General features: G+C 40.1%; 19 protein-coding genes and 1 pseudogene. 14 read left to right on the forward strand and 6 right to left on the reverse strand.

Annotation, left to right across the window (positions count from 1 at the left end):
- The 3 genes from A3I9_RS0111665 to A3I9_RS0111675 all read left to right on the forward strand — a co-directional run bounded on the left by A3I9_RS0111665 (position 1) and on the right by A3I9_RS0111675 (position 2922).
- Complete coding sequence (locus A3I9_RS0111665) at positions 1 to 840, forward strand: transketolase (RefSeq protein ID WP_018379205.1); 840 nt, start codon at positions 1 to 3, stop codon at positions 838 to 840.
- Positions 841 to 842: 2 nt separating this feature from the next.
- Positions 843 to 1763: a transketolase family protein gene (locus tag A3I9_RS0111670; RefSeq protein WP_018379206.1), complete on the forward strand. Its 921-nt coding sequence runs from the start codon at positions 843 to 845 to the stop codon at positions 1761 to 1763.
- 202 nt (positions 1764 to 1965) lie between these two features.
- The gene (locus tag A3I9_RS0111675) at positions 1966 to 2922 is read left to right on the forward strand and encodes a glutathione S-transferase family protein (protein WP_018379207.1); all 957 of its coding nucleotides are present in this window, start codon (positions 1966 to 1968) and stop codon (positions 2920 to 2922) included.
- 133 nt (positions 2923 to 3055) lie between these two features.
- On the opposite strand, the gene A3I9_RS0111680 is transcribed toward A3I9_RS0111675, so the two are convergent.
- On the reverse strand, positions 3056 to 4222 hold the full coding sequence (locus A3I9_RS0111680; RefSeq protein WP_018379208.1) for an IS110 family RNA-guided transposase: 1167 nt from the start codon (positions 4220 to 4222) through the stop codon (positions 3056 to 3058).
- A gap of 193 nt (positions 4223 to 4415) precedes the next feature.
- Positions 4416 to 5204 carry an alpha/beta fold hydrolase gene (locus tag A3I9_RS12900; protein WP_018379209.1) on the reverse strand — a complete coding sequence of 263 codons (789 nt, stop codon included), beginning with the start codon at positions 5202 to 5204 and terminating at the stop codon, positions 4416 to 4418.
- A 229-nt stretch (positions 5205 to 5433) separates the two neighbouring features.
- Between A3I9_RS12900 and A3I9_RS0111690 the strand changes: the two genes are divergently transcribed.
- A complete protein-coding gene (locus tag A3I9_RS0111690) occupies positions 5434 to 6453 on the forward strand; it encodes a helix-turn-helix domain-containing protein (RefSeq protein WP_018379210.1) in 1020 nt (339 codons plus the stop codon).
- Positions 6454 to 6514: 61 nt separating this feature from the next.
- Here the strand turns inward: A3I9_RS0111690 and A3I9_RS0111695 are convergent, their stop codons facing one another.
- A complete protein-coding gene (locus A3I9_RS0111695; protein ID WP_026217460.1) occupies positions 6515 to 7300 on the reverse strand; it encodes an L-threonylcarbamoyladenylate synthase in 786 nt (261 codons plus the stop codon).
- 151 nt (positions 7301 to 7451) lie between these two features.
- On the opposite strand from A3I9_RS0111695, the gene A3I9_RS0111700 reads away from it, so the two are divergent.
- A complete protein-coding gene (locus A3I9_RS0111700) occupies positions 7452 to 9206 on the forward strand; it encodes a glycerophosphodiester phosphodiesterase (RefSeq protein ID WP_018379212.1) in 1755 nt (584 codons plus the stop codon).
- Between the two features lie 88 nt (positions 9207 to 9294).
- On the opposite strand, the gene A3I9_RS0111705 is transcribed toward A3I9_RS0111700, so the two are convergent.
- The gene (locus tag A3I9_RS0111705) at positions 9295 to 9594 is read right to left on the reverse strand and encodes a YbaB/EbfC family nucleoid-associated protein (protein ID WP_018379213.1); all 300 of its coding nucleotides are present in this window, start codon (positions 9592 to 9594) and stop codon (positions 9295 to 9297) included.
- A 208-nt stretch (positions 9595 to 9802) separates the two neighbouring features.
- Here A3I9_RS0111705 and A3I9_RS12905 point away from each other — a divergent pair, with 208 nt between their 5' ends.
- From A3I9_RS12905 to A3I9_RS0111725, 4 genes and pseudogenes are all read left to right on the forward strand, one after another.
- The gene (locus A3I9_RS12905) at positions 9803 to 10780 is read left to right on the forward strand and encodes a metal ABC transporter solute-binding protein, Zn/Mn family (RefSeq protein WP_018379214.1); all 978 of its coding nucleotides are present in this window, start codon (positions 9803 to 9805) and stop codon (positions 10778 to 10780) included.
- A 15-nt stretch (positions 10781 to 10795) separates the two neighbouring features.
- A pseudogene (locus A3I9_RS13910) lies at positions 10796 to 12230 on the forward strand (pneumococcal-type histidine triad protein); the annotation flags it as partial.
- Positions 12231 to 13312: 1082 nt separating this feature from the next.
- Positions 13313 to 14695 (forward strand): branched-chain amino acid transport system II carrier protein, encoded by a 1383-nt coding sequence (brnQ, locus tag A3I9_RS0111720; RefSeq protein WP_018379216.1) that lies wholly within the window; start codon positions 13313 to 13315, stop codon positions 14693 to 14695.
- Positions 14696 to 14827: 132 nt separating this feature from the next.
- Positions 14828 to 15991: an SIS domain-containing protein gene (locus tag A3I9_RS0111725; protein ID WP_018379217.1), complete on the forward strand. Its 1164-nt coding sequence runs from the start codon at positions 14828 to 14830 to the stop codon at positions 15989 to 15991.
- Positions 15992 to 16057: 66 nt separating this feature from the next.
- Here A3I9_RS0111725 and A3I9_RS0111730 read toward each other — a convergent pair whose 3' ends face one another.
- Both A3I9_RS0111730 and A3I9_RS0111735 read right to left on the reverse strand, forming a co-directional pair.
- Positions 16058 to 17002: a 1-phosphofructokinase family hexose kinase gene (locus A3I9_RS0111730; protein WP_018379218.1), complete on the reverse strand. Its 945-nt coding sequence runs from the start codon at positions 17000 to 17002 to the stop codon at positions 16058 to 16060.
- 27 nt (positions 17003 to 17029) lie between these two features.
- Positions 17030 to 17770 (reverse strand): DeoR/GlpR family DNA-binding transcription regulator, encoded by a 741-nt coding sequence (locus A3I9_RS0111735; protein WP_018379219.1) that lies wholly within the window; start codon positions 17768 to 17770, stop codon positions 17030 to 17032.
- A 226-nt stretch (positions 17771 to 17996) separates the two neighbouring features.
- Between A3I9_RS0111735 and A3I9_RS0111740 the strand changes: the two genes are divergently transcribed.
- Genes A3I9_RS0111740 through A3I9_RS0111760 form a run of 5 tightly spaced genes read left to right on the forward strand, consistent with a single transcriptional unit; the run spans position 17997 to position 21160 of the window.
- Positions 17997 to 18452 (forward strand): PTS sugar transporter subunit IIA, encoded by a 456-nt coding sequence (locus A3I9_RS0111740; protein WP_018379220.1) that lies wholly within the window; start codon positions 17997 to 17999, stop codon positions 18450 to 18452.
- A gap of 26 nt (positions 18453 to 18478) precedes the next feature.
- Entirely contained in the window at positions 18479 to 18781 is a 303-nt protein-coding gene (locus A3I9_RS0111745) for a PTS sugar transporter subunit IIB (RefSeq protein WP_018379221.1), read from the forward strand.
- A gap of 45 nt (positions 18782 to 18826) precedes the next feature.
- The gene (locus A3I9_RS0111750) at positions 18827 to 20176 is read left to right on the forward strand and encodes a PTS galactitol transporter subunit IIC (protein WP_018379222.1); all 1350 of its coding nucleotides are present in this window, start codon (positions 18827 to 18829) and stop codon (positions 20174 to 20176) included.
- Entirely contained in the window at positions 20166 to 20411 is a 246-nt protein-coding gene (locus A3I9_RS0111755; protein ID WP_018379223.1) for a hypothetical protein, read from the forward strand. Before A3I9_RS0111750 ends, A3I9_RS0111755 begins: the two co-directional genes overlap by 11 nt.
- Positions 20408 to 21160, forward strand: coding sequence for a class II aldolase/adducin family protein (locus A3I9_RS0111760; protein WP_018379224.1), 753 nt, complete (start codon positions 20408 to 20410; stop codon positions 21158 to 21160). Before A3I9_RS0111755 ends, A3I9_RS0111760 begins: the two co-directional genes overlap by 4 nt.
- The last annotated feature ends 24 nt before the right edge of the window (positions 21161 to 21184 follow it).

A 21184-nucleotide genomic window follows, 5' to 3' on the forward strand; every position in this document is an offset into this window, starting at 1 on the left:
ATGACTCAGCCAACAGAACTAAAAGCTTTTGCTCAAAAAATTCGCTACTATACCTTATCTACACTGAACCAACTAGGTTTTGGGCACTATGGTGGCAGTCTTTCAATCGTTGAAGTTTTGGCGGCTCTATATGGCGAGGTTCTGGATATAACTGTCCAGAACTTTGCATCTCATAACCGCGACCACTTTGTTTTATCCAAAGGTCATGCAGGTCCAGCACTGTATAGTACCCTCTATTTAAAAGGCTTCTTTGATCATGATTTTCTCTACTCTCTCAACCGCAATGGGACTTGCCTCCCCTCCCATCCTGACCGGAATTTGACACCTGGTATTGACATGACGACAGGTTCTCTGGGTCAAGGAATGAGTGTAGCTACAGGCATTGCTTATGGACAGCAGATAACAGCTAATCCTTATTATACCTACGTCTTGGTTGGTGATGGAGAACTCAACGAGGGGCAATGTTGGGAAGCGGCTCAGTTTGCGGCTCACCACGAGTTATCCAAGCTTATCCTCTTTGTCGATGATAACAAGAAACAACTGGATGGTTTGACCAAAGATATCTGCCAAACTTTTGATTTTGTGGAAAAATTTACAGCTTTTGGCTGGGAAGCTGTCCGTGTAAACGGTGGAGATATTCAAGCAATTTTGGAGGCGATTGTAACCGCCAAGGTCAGTCGATCACCAAAACCAAAATGTATCGTCTTGGATACCGTTAAAGGTCAAGGAATTCCGCTCTTAGAAGAAATGGAAAGCAACCATCACTTGCGTCTGAGCGGTGAATTAATCAATCAACTGGAAGACATTGTGGCAATCTTAAAAGAAGGATTGGAGGGATGAGTATGCGTCAAACAAAAGAAATGCGTCTAGTCTACAGCGACTTTTTAGTTGAGTATGGAAAAGACAATCAGCAAATTGCTGTCCTAGAAGCAGACTTGTCCAGTTCCATGTCAACCAATAAATTGTCTCCTATCTTGGGAAAGCGTTATGTGAATGTTGGGATCATGGAGCAGGAGATGATTGGAGTAGCAGCAGGCTTATCGGTTCTTGGCTACAAGCCCTATGTACATACCTTTGGTCCATTTGCTAGTCGCCGAGTATTTGACCAAGTTTTCCTATCTCTAGGCTATTCTCAGCTCAACGCGACTGTGATTGGTTCTGATGCGGGAGTTTCTGCTGAAATGAATGGCGGAACCCACATGCCGTTTGAGGACTTAGGCCTCATGCGCTTGATTCCAAAAGCTCGTATCTATGAGGTTAGCGATGACGTTCAGTTCAAGGCTGTCTTGGAAGAAACCTTAGCAGTGGATGGTTATAACTATATCCGCACTATTCGTAAAGCCCCAACTGCCATTTATGATGGTGATGAAGATTTCAGCAAAGGCTACTTCATTTTGCGAGAAGGCACAGATGCGACCATTGTAGCCAGCGGTATTATGGTAGAGCAAGCACTCCTTGCAGCGGACCGCTTAGTGGCAGAAGGCATTGCTGTTCAGGTCATTGATCTCTTTCGCATCAAGCCAATTCATGAGGATATTGCAGGACTCCTAGCGGGGAAACCTGTTATTACAGCTGAAAATCACAACCGTGTAGGTGGCATTGGGTCAGCCATTTGTGAACTCATGGCTACCATGGAAGACACTCCAGTTTACCGTATCGGTGTAAATGAGTCTTTTGGTCAAGTTGGTCAACAAGACTATCTCATGAAAATATACGGTTTAACCGCAGATGCTATCTATGAACAAGTCAAACAAACTTTATAACAAAAAGACCACCAGTGACAATTACTGGTGGTCTAGTTTGTAGAAAATGAACATAGGTGTTAAGAGTGATTGGCAATTAAACGAATTTGCGATTCATGTATTCCTCACTATGATGGCTTGATAGAAAGAGGAAAGATAAACTTGTGGACTTTATAACTAATTAGTGATAAAATACTCTAAAAAAGAACAGAGGAGTTCAACAATGGGTTTATTAGTAGATGGGAAATGGGTCGACCAATGGTACGATACCAAGTCAACAGGAGGACGATTTGTACGCACGACAGCACAATTCCGTAACTGGATTACAGCAGACGGCAGTGCGGGAGCGACCGGGAAAGCAGGGTTCAAGGCAGAGGTAGGGCGCTATCATCTCTATGTGTCTCTAGCTTGCCCTTGGGCTAGCCGAACCCTAATGATGAGGACGCTGAAAGGCTTGGAAGACATGATTTCGATTTCTGTCGTTCATCCGCTGATGCTAGAAAATGGTTGGACGTTTGAAGAGGGAGAAGGCGTAATCGCTGACCCAGTTTTCAATGCGCGTTACCTTCATGAGATCTATACGCAGGTGGATCCGCACTACACAGGGCGCGTGACGGTACCTGTTCTGTTCGATAAGAAAACAAAGACCATTGTCAATAATGAATCATCAGAAATCATTCGGATGCTCAATTCGGCCTTTGATGATCTTGGAGCTAAAAAAGGCGACTATGTGCCTGCAGAATGGCTCAAAGAAATAGATGAAATCAATGAATTTGTCTACCATCGTATTAATAACGGCGTCTATAAAGCTGGATTTGCGACCAAGCAAGATGTCTATGAAGAAGAAGTTGTTGAGCTATTTGAAGCTTTGGATGTATTAGAAACGCGCCTTGAAGGACAGGATTACCTCGTTGGCAATCGGCTAACAGAAGCTGATATTCGCCTTTTTACTACCTTAGTCCGCTTTGATTCAGTCTACTATGGTCACTTCAAATGTAACCTGAAAGCCTTGACAGATTACCCCAATCTTTGGACTTACACGAAACGGATTTACAACTTACCAGGCATGAAAGAAACGGTCAACTTTGACCATATCAAACGCCACTACTATGGCAGCCACAAAACCATTAATCCAACAGGCGTAGTTCCTGTAGGGCCGAAGTTGGATTGGAGTTTATAATAGAAAGGCGTCTTACTTTATTCATCATAATAAAATGAAGAAACTAGGACTTTTTATACGAAAACTACCCTAAAAGCGCAAAAAATCCTCCCTTATGATATGATAAGAGTGAACTTTTTTTGGTTGTGGATGGTTAGCTCGCCTCTAACAATCCTTTTCTACTGTCTAGGACCTGCTCGTCAGTTTGGTGAGTACTTAATAAATGGTAAGCTAATTTCAGTAAATAATGTGCTATAGCAATGGTTGCCTTTTGTGGTCCTCGTCGTGATTTTAATTGATTAAAACGATGTGCAATAGGAGAGTCTTTCTGTCGCCTTGCGGCATAGACGGACTGACATAAGCAGCGCTTCAAATAGGCATTGCCATGCCTAATATGTGTACTGCGTTTCTTGCCTGCACTTTCGTTGTTTCCAGGACAAAGCCCTGCCCATGACGCCAAATGTCCGGCTGTTGGGAACTGACTCATGTCAGTACCAACTTCTGCGATAAAGACAGAGGCTGTTAGTCGGTCTATACCTGGAATAGAGTCTAGAATTTCCATTTCCTCTTGAAACTGAGTCAGATAACTCTCAATCCGTTCTTCCAAGAGCTGGATTTCCTCCTGATAATGATCATCAATACGAAGAGCTTGTTTCAGCATAAAGCGATGGTGCTCTGAGAAATAGCCGTCTAGTGCCTTAAGCAAGTCTGGCACTTTCTTCTTCAAGCTGGTGTAAACCGCCTGCCGGACACTGGTCGCATGGATGTCTGCCTCATCACACAACAGCGTCATCAAGTTCCGACCAGAAGCTCCCATGATGTCCTCAATATAAGTGGTCAGCTTAATGCCAGCTGATTGTAAAATCTTGTGGATGCGATTGACTTCCTTGGTCCGGGCCTCGACAAAATGCTTGCGCTGGCGAGTCAAGTCTCTCAACTCTTGAATGGTTTCATCAGGCACAAAACTTTTCGGAAGCAGACCAATTCTAGTTAACTTGGCAATCCAACAGGCGTCTTTCTTGTCCGTTTTATGACCTGGGATAGCCTTCATGTGGGCTGGATTAGCCAGTATAAGCTCAAAGTCTTGGCAGAGTGCATGCCAAACTGGCTTCCAGTAAACGCCTGTGCTTTCCATGCCGACCGCCTCAACCTCAAATTGGCTGAGAAAATCCCTGCAGTCCTTCAAACCACTGGTTGTTGTGTCAAAACGTGCCTCCTCACGCTTAGGGCGAGTTGACGTGAGTGAGCCATGCAAGACACAGACGACGATATTGGATTGATGCACATCAATACCAGCGCAAGACTTGTATAAGATGTCCATAGCTTGGCCTCCTTTATCAAATAAAGAGAGCTTATCTACTGAAAACGTGTCGTATTTTTATACTCATGCTCAAGGCGATAATGTTGGGTACTCGTCAGCAGAGTGGATTAGTTTGTCCCTCGGCACTTAGTGCCAATAAATCATCAACCACAAAGCCCTCACTAGGATGATACACCTAATGAGGGCTTTGTGTCTAGTTTTCATATCTGGTGGGTGATGGCAAAGCCATCATGGCGGTTTGTCCCAGTTTCTTTTTACTGTTTAAAAATGCTTGAATACGTGTTGCAATGGCCTGCGGATTTTCTGAATGTGGGCTGTGTCCGCACATCAAACTACTATCTATGGCAATATGCTTTGGAACTTTCGCAAGCATATCTTTTTTCCAAGTAGGAGTTTCATCATTTGTCTGAGGAATAAGGAGGGTAGGACAGTTCACTTGTGTCAAATAACCGCTCGCTTGTCGTTGGAGAGCCAGCAAAAGAAGAACAGTTTCCTCTTTGAGAGCAAGACGGTACTGTCCTCCTACTGCTGAAAAACTTTCTCTTACTGCTTGCTCCATATGTTTCGACCAATAAGAGGCAGTATTTTTCTCCTCTTCGATGAGTGTCTCAATGTTGTCAACTATCATCTGTTCAAAATAATTTTTGGTATCCTGTAGCTCATCTTCTAGTGTCATCAGTTGATCAAAATCAATATAGCCACCATCCAGCAGAATGACTTGTTGGATTTTTGGGCAGGAAACAGCCAAATAAGGGGCAAAATTAGCCCCCATAGAATGTGCGATGAGCACAACGTTATTGAAGGATATTATTTTTGCTTCAAACCAAGAAAGGAAAGTATCTAAGTTCGTAATGTCAGCATTAAATTCATCTCCATGCCCGGGCAATTCTAAGATAGTCATATCTAAATTAAGTTTTTCCTGCAAATCCTTAGCATGATGACGGTTAGAACCGAGACCACCTAGAAAAATAACGTCCACCATACTCTCCTCCTGGCTAGTACATTCACATTTTATTTTACCATGAAAATTAGCAAAAGGCGCGATACTTTCTATGTAATTTCCTTTCAAATAAGGGTGTTTGCCCGCAAAAGAATTCTAATTCCAACCAAATAGAGACAATATACAACGATTTTTCGATTGTTTTTTGAATATAGGGGCGTTATAATGTAGTTGTCAAGAGCTCATGATAGTAAACTCGAAGGAGACAGATATGCAAACGATTGGAGAAAAAATAAAAGCCCTTCGCTTGAGTGTGGGCTTGAATCAGACACAACTTGCTAGTAAATTGGGGATTTCGAATCAAGCTGTTTCGAAGTGGGAGACAAATGTGGCGCTACCTGAACTTTCTCTCTTACCAGAATTGGCGACGATATTTGGTGTGAGTATCGACGATTTGTTTGATTATACCAAGGATAAGATGTATAAGAAAATAGCTAGCCAACTCGAAAGTGGCTATGCCCTCTCTCATCAGGAATTTCAAAACTTTGAACATTTCTTATTAGAACAAATTCATCAAAATCCTGCAGATCATCAGGCAAATAGTCAACTTGGCTACCTCTATTATTCCCATGCCAATCAACTTCGGAAAAAGGCAGTACAGTACAGTAAAAAAGCCCTAGAATTACAGCCAAATACAAAGATAGACATTAACGTGATTAACAATGCTTCAAATGGTGTTCTTTATGATTGGGATGCTGACAGTCGCCATGAATTGATTGACTATTATCAGAGAACGCTTCAAGCGACCCCTGAGAATAAGCGACTCTACTTTTATCTACTAGATAATTTAATTGCGGATGGTCGTTTGCGAGAGGCGAAGCTCACATTGGACGAATCATTCATAAAAAATCCTGATTCCCTGAATCATTTTTATAAAATTTTTATCGAAGCAAAAGAAAAAGGATTTGCTCAAGTCAAATCTAAGTATCTAACCTTAACAGAGGAGTACGCGGATGACTGGAGAATGTTATTCTCAGTAGCGAATGCACTCTGCCGTAATGAAGAGTACCGTTTAGCTATCCCTGTCTGGGAAAAGGCTTTTGAAGCACAAGAAAAACCTCGCTTTACAGATTATCATGAGTCCATTGCACTTTGCTACATGCGACTAGGAGAGACTGAAAATGCCAAAAAAGCTTACCAGACAATCTTGGAAATACTCCGAGATGAGTGGGGAATTCGTTTTAGTTCGTACGTTGATGCTATCAAGGAAAAAATTGAAACCTTATCTTAATACCAGCGAAACTGGCTTTCCTTTTCTTTCTATAAAAAAAGCGCCGATTGGCGCTTTTTTCTTAGTAATATTCCCCTTGACGATAATTCCAAGAATTGAAGTGGTCTGAGAGGTACATCATGATTTTATCAATATCAAGTCCCTTTCGGATAACGACAGGACATGGTTCGACGGAGCGGCTACTTGCTCCCTGTTCAGGGATGAGCTTGCCATCAGCATCTACCATTGATACCATGACACCTTGTTCATAGCGAGTTTCAATCGTTTTATCCGGTTGAATGGAAGCTACATAGTCATCAGCTTCAATCACCAAATCAACCATGGAAGCGATGCGTTCACCGATTCCTTCCACCTTACCACGGTTTCCTTTACCAGAAGGATTAGCAGAAGAAGCGTAGACCATACGTCCCTCTTTTTCCCACATTTCCTTAGCAATTTGCTCACCAGCCACACCAAATTTGATAACGAAGCAAGAGGTGCCACGAACATCTGTCATCAACTCTTCACGGCCATCACCATAAGCCTTAAGTTTTTCATAGGCTACTGGTTTCCATGGAAGAATACAGCCGAGAAGAATATCCTCGTCCCAGTGCTTTTGATAAAAAGCATCGATTTCAGGAGTAAGCTGGGCTAACTCCCGAAGCTCCTCCATGCTACCACAAAGGACAACACCTGGTTTGTTACGCTTGCGTTCCTTGGCCTCAAATTTGCGTTCCAAACCAGCCTTATCAGCTGTCATAATGATATAACCGACCTTAGTAGGGCAAACGATAACGCCTCCCTCGCCTTTGATAATGTTTATACCTTCTTGTGAAAGGTTTCCATCCCAATGAATTTGTTTTGTCATCAACTCATCTCCCGTCTTGTTCAAATTTTCAGACAATTCATTTATATCAGAATTTTTTTGTAAAAACAACCATTTTTATCTCATCTGTTTTTCATCTATTGTTTTAGGAAGCCGTCTTGATTTTTAAAGAAGAATATGGGACACTAGGTGTATGAAAAGAATTTATCATGAATGGAACAACCTATACCAACAACTGGATCGCCTCCTTCTTCTTTTTGTGTTCGTTTTTACAACAATAGAAGTGGTTTGGATACCTTTTAACTCTTGGTTATCAGAAGTTCTTCTTGGCTGGACTGGCTATGCTTACCTTTCTCCGACCAATCTCTTAGCAGTTTTATCTGCCAAGTGGTGGGTAACGTTACTTTTTCTACTACAAGTTATAGCCAATTTTCTCCTCGTTTATCTAGAGATTGGTTTGCTAGTTTTGGGACTAATTCGTATTCTGGAAAAGCAAGAAAATCTACGGTCTTACCTGCTCGGTCTTCTATCTGATCTGCGACAGATATTACGTACAGTTTCGTTGTCCAAGATTCTTTATATTTTGATGTATTCTGCGGTCTTTTTTCCTTTTTTGCGAAAAATCCTGCAAATATATTATATGGATAAATTGATTATTCCACGCTTCGTCCTAGATCACTACAGCAAAAATCCCTTCATCGCTATAATCCTAGTTCTTTTTGTTTTGCTCTTTTTCTGGTTGGCTACAAGACTTCTCCATAGTTTACCGCTGATTTATCAGAAGGAAATGTCAGTGCGACAAGCAGTAGTAGAGTCTTTCCGCAAAACCAGACAATTTGGCAGTTGGAAGGCATATTTCCGTCTTCTTTGGCTGGTCATTCAGACTAGGCTCGCCTTTTTATTGATAGGTTTAAGTCTTTATTTTTTACAAATATTGGCAGACAAATTGCCTGAGTTGTTAGCATTAGGCTTTGCTATTTTGCATATGACGATGCTTCATTTGGCTCATTATGGGATTATTTTCCTCTTTCTACTTAAGTTTATTTCTTATAGTGCTGACTCTGAGTGGCAGTCTTCTCGTCCGCAAAAAATACACTATGGGATGCGTTTGGGGATTTTAGCCTTGGTAGTCTTCTACTTTGGTGGGCAAGTTTTTGTTTCCCTGTATTTTCCCTCCCGCGACCTACCTGTTACGATTTCACATCGAGGAGTAGATCAGGAAAATGGCGTGCAAAATACGATTCCTGCCTTGGAGAAAACAGCCAAACTCAAGCCAGACTACGTGGAAATGGATGTCCAAGAGACTAAGGATGGAGACTTTGTGGTCATGCATGACACGGACCTGAAAGCCTTGACAGGGCACGAGGGGGGCACCCATGATTATAGTTTGGCAGAGTTAACTCAAATGAGGGCTTCTGAAAACGATCAATCTAGCCCGGTGCCTTCATTTGAAGAGTATCTTTCGACTGCGGAGGCCTTGAAACAAAAACTCCTAGTAGAAATCAAGACCACCCCAGCGGATTCTCCGCAGATGATGGAGCGTTTTTTAAAGACTTATGGAGCTCGCCTACTAGCGGGAGGTCACCAGATGCAGTCCTTAGATTATGCTGTCGTTCAAGCAGTCAAGTCATTTGACAAGAAGCTACTCTCGGCCTTTATCTTGCCCTTTAACTCTATTTATCCTAATACAGTAGCAGATGGCTATACGATGGAGTATACCTCCTTAGATCAAAGCTTTACTTTTAGGTCTTGGTTTCATAAGAAGTTTGTCTATGCATGGACTCCCAATGATGAAGAAGGAATGGTACAAGCTATCCAACTCCAAGTTGATGGCATCATTACTGATAATCTCCAATTGCTACAAGAGACTCTCAAAGATTTCAGCGAACAGCAATCCTATGCAAATCTAATCCTATTACAGATGCGACTCCTTTTCTTGCAAATTTAAAAAAGCACAAAATACAAAAAAGACAAACTCAGCTTTAAAACAGGTTTGTCTTTGGTCAGAGGAAGGCTTTCAAGTCTTCCTTTTTATGTTAAAACGGTAATTTTCCTGCGAAGGCACCCATTGATTTCTGGGTGGCGACATCAATCTGTGTAAGAGCATCATTGACAGCTTGTGTCGTCATATCTTGCAAGGTTTCCATATCTTCTGGATCTACGACAGCTTCTGAAAATTGGATAGTTACCAATTTTTTATCTCCTGTAAAGGTTGCGACAACTAGGTCTTGTGCGGATTTTCCGACAAATTCAGTTGTAGCGAGTTCTGCCTGCTTTTGTTCCATTTGCTTTTGAAGTTTTTGGGCTTGTTTCATCATTGATTGCATATTCATCATAGCGATTCTTGTCTCCTTAAAAGATCATTACTATTGATTATATCATGTTTTTGTGCTGTATTTCAAAGAGAAGCATCTGTTTCTTCCGTTAGATTTTTCTAAAAAACATATATTTTTCTTGTAAATGATAAAAATAAGTGGTATAATCTTTTATATTGTTAACCAGTTAACAACTGGTTAACAAAAAATAAACAGAAGGAGGATATTTATGAAAAGAGTGTGTCAATGGATGATGGTGATGCTTGCCTTTTTCTCATTAGCGGCTTGTCATAAGAAGGAAGCGGAGCCGACATCAGGTCTTAAGATTGTCACGAGTTTCTATCCTATTTATGCAATGACAAAGGCTGTTTCTGGTGATTTAAATGACGTGAAAATGATTCAGTCTAGTCGAGGGATTCATTCATTTGAACCTTCTGCATCTGATATACAGGCTATCTATGATGCAGATATATTTGTTTATCATTCACATGTCCTGGAGGCGTGGGCTGGTCGGTTGCAGCCTAGTGGAGAAGATTCTGTTGTACAGATTGTAGAGGCTTCTAAAGGATTACCATTGCAGCGAGTAGAGGGATTGGAGGATATCGAAGTAGCGGAAGGGGTAGACGACGCGACCTTGTATGATCCGCATACCTGGTTAGACCCAGTGTTAGTTGGTGAGGAAACCCGCCTCATTGCAGAGCAGTTATCGGAAATTGATCCTGAGCACAAAGCGATCTATCAAAAAAATGCGGAAAAAATGGTAGAAGAAATGCAACAATTAACAGACAAGTATGCTGCTATTTTTAAAAAATGTAAGGATACCACATTTGTCACACAACATACGGCCTTTGCCTACACTGCTAGCAGATTTGGGTTGAAGCAATTGGGAATTTCAGGTGTGTCTGAGCAGGAGCCCAGTCCACGTCAGTTAGCAGAAATCAAAGAATTTATCGAAGAATACCAGGTAAAAACGATTTTTGTAGAAAAAGGGACTTCTGATAAATTGGCCAAATCACTAGCCACTTCCACAGGTGTTCAAGTGAAGGTATTAGAGCCATTAGAAGCAGATCCTGCTAATGGAAAGAGCTTGGTACAGAATTTAGATGACAATTTATCTGTTTTAGCGAAAGATCTTGTAGCGAGGAAGAATAAAAATAGGGGCATTGCTCCTACAAGGGATAAGAGTGTCGCAAATGTTTACATATAGAAAGGAAGGAATGAAATGAAGAAAAAATACATTTATGGATCAGTCGTGGCAATTGTTTTGGGAGTGGCCAGTTATCAATTAGGTCAATACAATGCGAAAGAAGCCATGGCAAGTCATTCTGTCTCTTATGTTGAATCAAAAGAGAAACAGCGGAAAATATCTACAAAGGAAGAATTGACGCCTGATCAGGTCAGCGCAGAAGAAGGCATTGATGCAGAACAAATCGTCATCAAAATCACGGATAAAGGCTATGTGACCTCCCACGGAGACCATTATCACTTTTTTAACGGCAAGGTTCCCTATGATGCGATTATTAGTGAAGAGTTAGTGATGAAGGATCCATCCTACGTCTTGAACGAATCAGACATCATCAACGAGGTGAAGGATGGCTATATTATTAAGGTTAAGGGACAGTATTACCTTTATTTAAAATCCAATAGTCAGCGATCAAATGTTCGGAGTAAAGCAGATATTGATGATCAGCGAAATAAGTATAGCCAACATGACTCTTCCATTCATCAAGGGGCGACGGTTCAGCAACTAGCCCAAGCCAAGTCTCAAGGCCGCTATACGACAGATGATGGTTATATTTTTAGTCCGACAGATGTCATAGATGATTTTGGAGATGCTTTCTTAGTGCCACACGGGGACCATTTCCATTATATTCCTAAAAAAGATTTGTCGCCAGATGAGCTGGCAGCAGCGCAAGCTTATTGGAATCAGAAAAAAGGACAGGTGGCTACTGGACATACTCGGCCATATTCTGGTCAGGTCGCAGTCCCTCGTCCGAAGTCTCCAAGAAGCGTGGCAACTCCTCATTCCCCACATAGCCACGTGTCTCCAGCACCAAAAAGCCATGTGGCACCCACTCCAAAAACAGGTGGCACTCCTTCAAAACCTGCAGATGCGCCATTAGAAGAGTGGGAAATTTTACTCCAACAATTGTACCAGTTACCATTAAACCAACGACATGTAGAGTCAGATGGTTTGGTATTTGATCCTGTCCAAATCGTTCGGCGCGTTCCGCAAGGCGTTGTGGTTCCACATGGCAATCATTATCATGTCATTCCTTATAATCGCATGTCGCCATTAGAGGCAAAGATTGCGCGCATGATTCCAATTGGTGCGCGTCCTCGAAAGGGTGGAAAACAAACTCAAGCACCGAAGGTAACGCCACCTGCTACGACGCAGCCAACTCCTAAAGTAGCGCCGCCTACTAGCCCACAAAAACCAAAGCAAATTCTCTTACATTTCCAAGGGAAGACGTTCCCAGCTGTGAAAAAAGGCTTGGATGGAAAACGGTATACAACAAGTGACGGATATACTTTTACAACGGCTTCCATTTATTCTGTGGATTCAGATGGATTGACCACTCGACACACGGATCACCTGCATTTTGTTCCCTTCAATGAGTTGGAACAATATGAATTGGATGAAGTAACCCAGTGGATTGAACAACAGAAAAAAAACTTAGGAAAGCTGTTTACAGCCACAGAGATGGAGCAGGCCTTACAAGCTTTACTTGAAAAAAATAAGGACATCCCAAACGAATCCATTCGCCTATCATTTGACAAAAAAGTACGTGTCTTGCAAGCACGCTTAGCTGCTGTCAAAAATGGAAAAAGCCTAGAGCCGGTCTTTGAAATTCAAAAAGAATATCAACAAATCGCGCGTGCTATTGATAATGAACTGGAAAATCCAACACCAGATGGTGATGGACAAGTTCGAAAAACGGCAAGTGAGATTTATGCAGAAGTGGCAGCAGAAAAAATTGTACCGCTGGAAGCCATTCCGTATAACTTAGTACAGACAGTGGAAATCAAAGACGGACATATCTTTGTGATACCGCACTGGGATCACTATCATAATATCCGGATGGAGTTGTTCGATACTGGTTTGTACAATGCACCGAATGGCTATACTTTGAAACAATTATTTGCGACGGTGAAATATTATGTTACCCATCCAGAAGAACGTCCAAAAGAAGAAGGATGGGGAGATGATAGTGACCATGGACGCGGAAAGAAAGGGGGACAAGATTTCCCTCATGATGTAGAGCCTGACGATGAAGTGGATATCAAAGATAGTCCAGCTGGCAAAGCCCTCTATGAAGAATTGTGGAAAGTGGCTGCGCTTGTTGAGGAGCTTCCGGAGGGACCAGATAGAACAGCTTTGGAAGAGGAATCGGATGCGCTCTTTGACCGCTATAGCGAATTAACAGCAAGAGGGACGGATACGATAGAAGCTATTCAAAAGGATTTAGCAGCGTTAACAGCGAAAATACTTGCAAAACAATCGAGTCACGCAGATAGCAGTGATAAAGAAGATGATGAAAAAGTCTTATCTGAACCAAATTTGGAAGAAGAAGTATAAATCTGCAAATAAAAGCTGTCCTAAGGGGCGGCTTTTGTTTATCTTACAAGTAAAGTCACTGTATCCTAAAATAGAAGACTTCTTACATTGCAAATCATGTGTAGATTTGATACACTGTATCTATTATTCTTATTTGTTGAGAAGGAAAATGTGAGATATATGATGAAACAATCAGCTCTTGTGCGCTATGGCGCAATCGGACTCATGCTCTTTGCCCTCTTTTTTGGAGCAGGGAACTTGATTTACCCAGCATTTTTAGGGATTTACTCTGGGAGCCAGTTTTGGCTAGCCATTATTGGTTTTTGTTTGACTGCTGTGACGCTGCCATTATTAGGAGTTGTAGCGATTGCATATACGGGTATAGAGGACGCTGAAAGTCTTGCGCGGCCTATTTCCAAGCGTTTTGCCCTGCTCTTTTCTGTCGCCCTTTACCTGTCCATCGGGCCTTTCTTTGCGATTCCACGTACAGGTGCGACTTCCTATTCTATCGGGATTGAGCCGATTTTTGGTTCGTCCCTCTGGGTGAAAATAGCTTACGCTGTCGTCTTTTTTGGTCTTTCTTACTGGTTAGCGATTAAACCAAGTAAGATGGTGGAGCGCATCGGGAAATACATCACACCCGCCCTTCTTTTTGTATTGGCCATTCTTGTAGTTATGTCTTTCTTGCATCCAGCAGGAAATGTTGGGATGCCATATAATGCCAGTCCTACTATAAGCGAATCATTTGCTGATTTCCCCTTAGTAGCAGGGCTGATTCAAGGATACGGTACCATGGATGCCTTGGCTTCCCTAGCCTTTTCTATTGTTGTCATCAATTCGGTCAAGATGTTCGGTGTCAAGGACAATCGTGACATTGCTAAGGTGACGATTCTATCTGGGGTGATTGCAGTATTCTTGTTGGCAGTGATTTATATTTTTGTAGCTCGTATTGGAGCGACGTCACAAAATCTGTTTGAATTTGATGGAGCTCAGTTTATTCTTCATCAGCAACCAATTGATGGCGGGCACGTTCTGAGCCAAGCTTCCCTTTTCTATCTAGGAGGAATTGGTCGGTCAGTTCTTGCTGTGATTGTATTCTTGGCATGTTTGACAACATCAACGGGTTTGATTAGTGCTTGTGCTGAGTATTTTAATAAACTCTTACCGCAAATTTCTCATGTGGCCTGGGCGACTGTGTTCACACTTATTGCGCTTAGTCTATATTTTATTGGTTTATCTGAGATTATCAAATGGTCGATACCAGTCTTGTACCTCCTTTACCCATTGACAGTGGTGATTATTTTCCTTTCATTAGGTCGTCATATATTTGGTAATGATGTACGTGTCTATCAAATGACAGTAATTTTTGCTGGTCTTGCGGGATTATACGATGCTTTATTTACTTTTTCTAAGATGACAGGCTGGTTTGTATTACCAACCCCAATTGTGCAGTTTTTTACAGAATTTTTACCATTAGGGGAATTTTCAATGGGCTGGGTACCACTGGCTGCTATTGGTTTTGTGATAGGCTATATTTGGCATCTATTGGCCAAACACTCCTAAGAAATTGAACACTTTATCATCAGATAAGGTGTTCTTTATTTTAAAAAAGAATCCATGATTTGTGTTGACGAAAGCGTTTTAAAGGAGTATAATAAAAGAAACTGGTTATAACCACATCAAAAGGAGGATTCTATGTTTCATTTACCAAAAGAAGAATTAGAGCAGTTGGGAGCTAGTATCACCGTACCAGAGATTTACCAACAGCCTAGTCTTTGGCGGGAAGCCTATGACTTATACAGAGAAAAGTATGATGCCATTCAGCAGTTTTTGGCGAATATTTTTGCCAAACATCCTGCTGTTCATGTTATTTTTACAGGTGCAGGAACATCAGATTTTGTTGGACAAAGTATTGCCAATCATTTGAACCAAGTCAATGATTTGAAGAAGGTTCGTTTTTCAACAGTCGGCTCTATCGAGTTGGTGACAAGACCGCATGATTACTTACAGGCAGATGTACCTACGATCTTAGTATCTTTTGCTCGTAGTGGGAACTCCCCTGAAAGTTTGGCTGCTGTTGAAAATGCGAAAAAATTGGTCACTGATTTGTATCAAGTGACCATTACGTGTGCAGCAGATGGGAAATTAGCTCTGGCAGCAGAGGGTGATGATACCAATCTCTTGCTTTTGCAACCTGCGGGTTCAAATGACAAAGGCTTTGCGATGACAGGAAGCTATTCATGTATGTCATTGACAGCTCTCTTGGTGTTCTCAACAATTGCTGAAGAAGACAAGGCGCGTTATGTGGATACTATCATTCGCCTTGGACAAGATGTATTGGACCGAGAAGACTATGTGCAAGAGTTAGTAAACCTTGATTTTGAACGGGTCATTTACCTTGGAGCAGGCGGTTTCTACGGAGTCGCTCACGAAGCACAGTTGAAGATTTTAGAATTGACAGCTGGTCAGATTGCGACCATGTATGAATCTCCAGTTGGATTCCGTCATGGACCAAAATCACTGATCAATGAACAAACGATTGTCATCGAATTGACGTCAAATGATGCGTATACTAAGCAGTATGATGTTGACTTGCTCAATGAAGTACAGACAGATGGCATTGCTCGTCGAATTGTAGCTCTTTCTGCTACGCCGATTGATAGTACAGAAGCACCGACCTTTGTATTGGCAGATGGTGGGCAAGATTTACCAGATGTTTTCTTGACCTTCCCATATATCCTTTTTGGTCAAACATTTGCCATCATGACAGCCCTGAAATGCAAAAACTTACCAGACACACCGTCACCAACAGGAACCGTAAACCGTGTGGTTCAAGGGGTTACCATTTATCCATTGTAGTTATGGTAATTTAAATTTAATAAAAATAAACAAGCTTGATAGATTTATCAAGCTTGTTTATTTTTATTAAATTTTTTCAATCATCACTTGAGATAATAGCTTATCAACGATTTCTCTACGTGCTACTCCAACACCGTTTTCCATAGCGTTTGCTGTGCCACTTGCAGTAGCATAACGGATAATATCTTCATCGGCCATATTATGTTGAAAGGCATAGATAGCGCCGGCTACAGTGGAATCTCCAGACCCAGTTGGGTTTACTAAATCAATCGTAGGAGCTGTTACATTATACAATTGATTATTAAATTGAGCGATTGCCCCTTGTTCTCCACAGGATACAAATGTATAGGGAATTGGAGATGGATGTTTACGTAAATAATCTATCACCTGTTCTTTGCTTGTCAAATTTTGTCCAATCAGTTCAGAAAATTCGTTTAAATTAGGTTTTATAAAATCTGGTTGTTCAGTTGCATGATTGAAAATTTGATCCAAAGAGGCGCGTGAAAAATCTGCTAAGATTTTTATGGGTTTAGAGATGTTGCTACGTAAAAATTGAATAAGATCATTATAGAAGTTGGAATCGTCTGTATGTACAGAACCATTTATTGAAACGATATGAATATTTTGTTCAATAATTGTTTTTAAAATTGTATCAAATATTTCCTGTTTTAAAGGGGCATCTACTTTTGGCCCAGTTTCAACAATTTCGGTGTGAATATTATCATTGTGCATAATTGTGATAGAATGTCGTGTTTCGGCGTCTATTGGAATATAACGAGGGTAAAACGACTCTTGCTCCAAGTGTTTTTTAAAAAATTCTCCTGAAAGTCCTCCTACTAAAGAAAGTGCAGTAGCCTTTGTTCCTAGATAAGATAAGGCACGAGCACAATTAATTCCTTTTCCAGCAGCCATGATGATAGAGTTTTGAAAACGATTGTGGACTCCTAATGAGAAGTTTTTCTCAAAATATAACAAGTCAATCGATGGATTAAGTGTAATAATCAATACCATGATAAGGTTCCTTCCATAAAATAAAGTCTAATTTATTACTTTTGTATACTGTTGATAATGTTCTTTAATATCATTGGGAAGACCATCGTCAGAGATAATGCCATCTAGTTGGTGAATTTTACCAAATATATAAGAATCACTGATACCAAACTTAGAATGATCAGCCAATAGATAAATTTCTCTAGCTTGTTCCATAATTTTTAATTGGAGGCGTCCGCAGAATGGAGAAAAGGTAGTTAGGTTTTCATCGATAATCCCATTTGTAGCAATGAAGGCATAATCAATAGAAAAATCTTGTACCAATCGCTCGGCATGTATCCCGTGAAATTCTTCTGTCTTAGCGATAAATTCTCCGCCAGTCAAAAGGACATTTTCGAAATGGTGTTCAATGAGCCAACAAAAAGTAAACAAACTGTTAGTAATGATATGTTTGTGATCATTTTTTAAATGTTTTGCAAGTGCTAGAATAGTTGTCCCTGCCCCCAGATAGATAACACTGTGAGGTTGAATTAGCTCTACTGCACGTTGTGCAATATAATTTTTCTCTTCAGGAAATAGCTCCATCTTCTCATTTGTTGTCTTTACTTTCAATGCAATTTTTCGGACACCGCCGTGTTCTTTGAGTAGAAGATTGTCGTTTGCTAAATTATCGACATCACGACGAATTGTCATAGTAGAGACATTAAGCATTTTTGCTAATTCTTTATAGGATACAATTTCCAATTTATCTACAATTTCAAGGATTTCTTTTTTTCTATTTGCTTTCATAATTTAAGTGACCTTTCAAACCAGATGCTTTTCTTATTGATACTATCATACCATATTATAGAAAAACAAATAAAAATAACATCTATAACAAAAAATAACAATAAATAACAAAAAAATATCATTGAAAACGTTGACAAAGTCTAAAAAAACATTTATAATCACATTATAACAAAAAGTTAACAAAATGTTAACAATAAATAACAAAAAATGTGAAAGGGGATTGTACATGTATCAAAATATGTTGCAATCTAATCTAATTTGGTTAGATTGTCAGGCTTCTAATCACGAAGAATTGTTTCAAATTATTGGAAAGGAGTTAAAGAATCAAGAGTATGTGACTGACCATTATGTATCATCGCTCTTAGAAAGGGAACGTCGTTTTCCGACAGGACTAAAAACGAAGTTTTTAAATATTGCACTCCCCCATACGGATCCAGATGTAATAGAAGAACCTTTTATATTTGTAGTACGAAATAATCAACCAATCATGATGTTGCAGATGGGTGACAATTCAGAAACACCTTGCAAGAATTTCTTGTTTTTAGGGATTAAAGATCCCAAAAGTCAAGTGGGCCTTTTGGCAAAAATGATGGAAATTTTTTCCCAAGAAAGTGTTGTCAAGGAGTTTATTCGTACGACTAGTAAAGCGGATATGTACCAATTGTTAAAAAAATATTTATAACTAATTTTATAAAGGAGAATAAGCTGATGGCTAAAAAGTTAATTGTAGCATGTGGCAGTGGAGTAGCGACTAGTACAACAATCGCTGAAAAAATAAAATCTCGTTTTGAAGATGATCGCATTGATTATCCAGTAGAAGCGGTAGATTACAAATCTATTTTAAATGAATTACCTCAAGCGAGTATCTATGTGTATATTGCAATGCCTGAGCAAGAAGTGTTGGATGAGGCTGAGCGTCTAGGTGTTGCTGTCTTTCCAGGTGTCCCTTTCCTAACTGGAATGGGCGCAGATGACGTTTATGAGCAAATTGTAGCGTCGACAAATCAATAAACAACTGTTTTATTTTAACATCAGATGTATAAAGGAGATAAGATTATGGAAATCTTTCAAAATGTCATTCAGTGGATTTTAGATTTAGGATCTGCAATTTTTGTACCACTGATTATTTTGGTTTTAGGCCTATTAGTTGGAATGAATCTTAAAAAGGCATTTATTTCTGCCATTACCTTGGGTGTTGCTTTTACAGGTATGGGAATGATTATTGGGTTTATGTCAAATGCAGTATCACCAGCCTCTGAAGCTCTAGCTTTAAATACAGGTATTTCACTTCCAGCTCTAGATTTAGGTTGGACTGGAGCAGCAAGTATAGTGTGGTCTTGGGGATATGCTTTTACATTCTTTGCGGTACAAATTGCAATTAATATTGTCATGCTAAGTTTTAATTGGACAAAGACTTTGAATGTTGACATGTGGAATGTTTGGGGGAAAGCCCTGACTGGTTACCTTGTCTATTATGTAAGTGGTCATCTGTGGGCAGGGTTCTTAGTGGCAGCTCTTCAAGTAGTTTTGGAGTTGAAACTTGGAGATATGTTCCAAAAACATATTGAAGATTTAACGGGTATTCCATTGGTAACGGTCACTCACTGTATGAACCTTTCTGCAGTATTCATGTTACCGGTCAATAAACTGATGGATAAGATTCCGTTCTTGAACAAAAAAGCAGATACAAATGCTTTGCGTAAAAAATTAGGAATTTTTTCAGAAAATTCCGTAATGGGATTTATCATTGGTGTTCTATTAGGTTTTGCTGGTGCCTATTCTGTTTCTAAATCTCTAAATTTAGGTATTCAAGTAGCCACAGCAATGGCACTATTTCCAATGGTAAGTAAATTATTTATGCAGGCACTTTCACCATTGGCAGATTCCATGAGTGAATTTATGAAAAAACGTTTCAACGATCGCGAAGTTTACATCGGTATGGACTGGCCACTTCTTGCTGGTCGTTCTGAGGTATGGGTGACTTTAATCTTGATGGTGCCCTTCTTTATTGGTTATTCTTTGATTTTGCCAGGAAATACAGTGCTTCCTATCGCTGGTGTTCTTAATTACTCTATTGCAGTTGGTGGTTTGCTTCTAACAGGTGGGAACCTCGCTCGTATGATGATTTTGGGCTTAATCTATCTTCCATTATATCTATATAGTGCTACTTATTTTGCGCCAATTCTAACAGATTTAGCACGCACAACAGGAGCTGTTGAAGTAAAAGCAGGTAAATTAATTACTTGGTCCACTTTAGAAGCACCCGAATTACGTATCTTGTTTGCTGAAACATTTAATGGTAATTTCTTAGCAATCGGAGGGGCTGTACTATTCTTGTTGTTGTTTGTATGGTTGTATAAGACAATGATTCATCAAGAAGTACCGTCAAAACGTTATGAAAACTAATAAAACTCTATGGTTAGCTCTACTGTTTCTTGCATTGATGTTATTCTTGTTAGGACTTAATACAGGTAATTTCGTCTATAATTTATTAGCCATTATCTTTAGTTTTATTGTATATCAAAAAGGCTATCAAGATTTATTTAAAGAGTATGATGACCGACAAAGAGAAAAGAAAAAGACAGCAGAAAAAATATACACTGCCTTACGTGAGGGAAAGAAAAAAGGGGACGATAAATGACAAGTGGTAAAATTTTATTTGAACAAGAACGACGGGCGATGGCAGAAGCTATCGAGTTGACATTCTATAGAAAAAACACGAATACAGCTGGAGGCAATTTCTCTTTTAAAACAACGGATAAAAACGGTAAAGAATTTATTATAATGACTCCATCTATGATGTCAGAAGCATATCATGGTAAAGTCAGTGCCGCACAAGTTCTAGTTATTGATCTTGCATCAAAAGAGGTAGTAGCTGGCGAGGGCAAGCCAACTCGTGAAATCAATATGCATTTTGCTTGTTATGAGACAAATCCTGATATCAAGTGTGTCTTCCATGCTCATGCACCTAACGCAATGTTTTGGGCGACCAGTCATTTAGACATGCCAAATTTATCAGAGGCGACTCAAAAAGTGGAGTACATTAAAGTTCTCGATTTTGCACCCAATACAACACCCGAATTAGCGGAAATTGTCCGTCAAGAATTGCTTTCATCTGGTAACAAATTGCCTAAAGAATATCTGTTGGATAGTCATGGAATTCTAGTACTAACTCCGGGTGCTGATGGTGAAGAAGCATTAAATAAAGCGTTACAAATCATTGACACGGTTGAATGGAATGCAGAAATTGCCTATAAACAAACCGTCTTCCAAAAATTAGGAATTCTAGATGGCTATTATTCTAAAGGTCAAAAAATTGGTGATATTGATGATTTAATCCATCATCGTCCTATTTGGAACCAAGAGAAAAAGGACGAAGGTTTTGAATAAAGTAAATGGGGGAGGATAGGGAAT

Origin of the sequence: Streptococcus ovis DSM 16829, assembly GCF_000380125.1 — a bacterium.
Classification (GTDB): domain Bacteria; phylum Bacillota; class Bacilli; order Lactobacillales; family Streptococcaceae; genus Streptococcus; species Streptococcus ovis.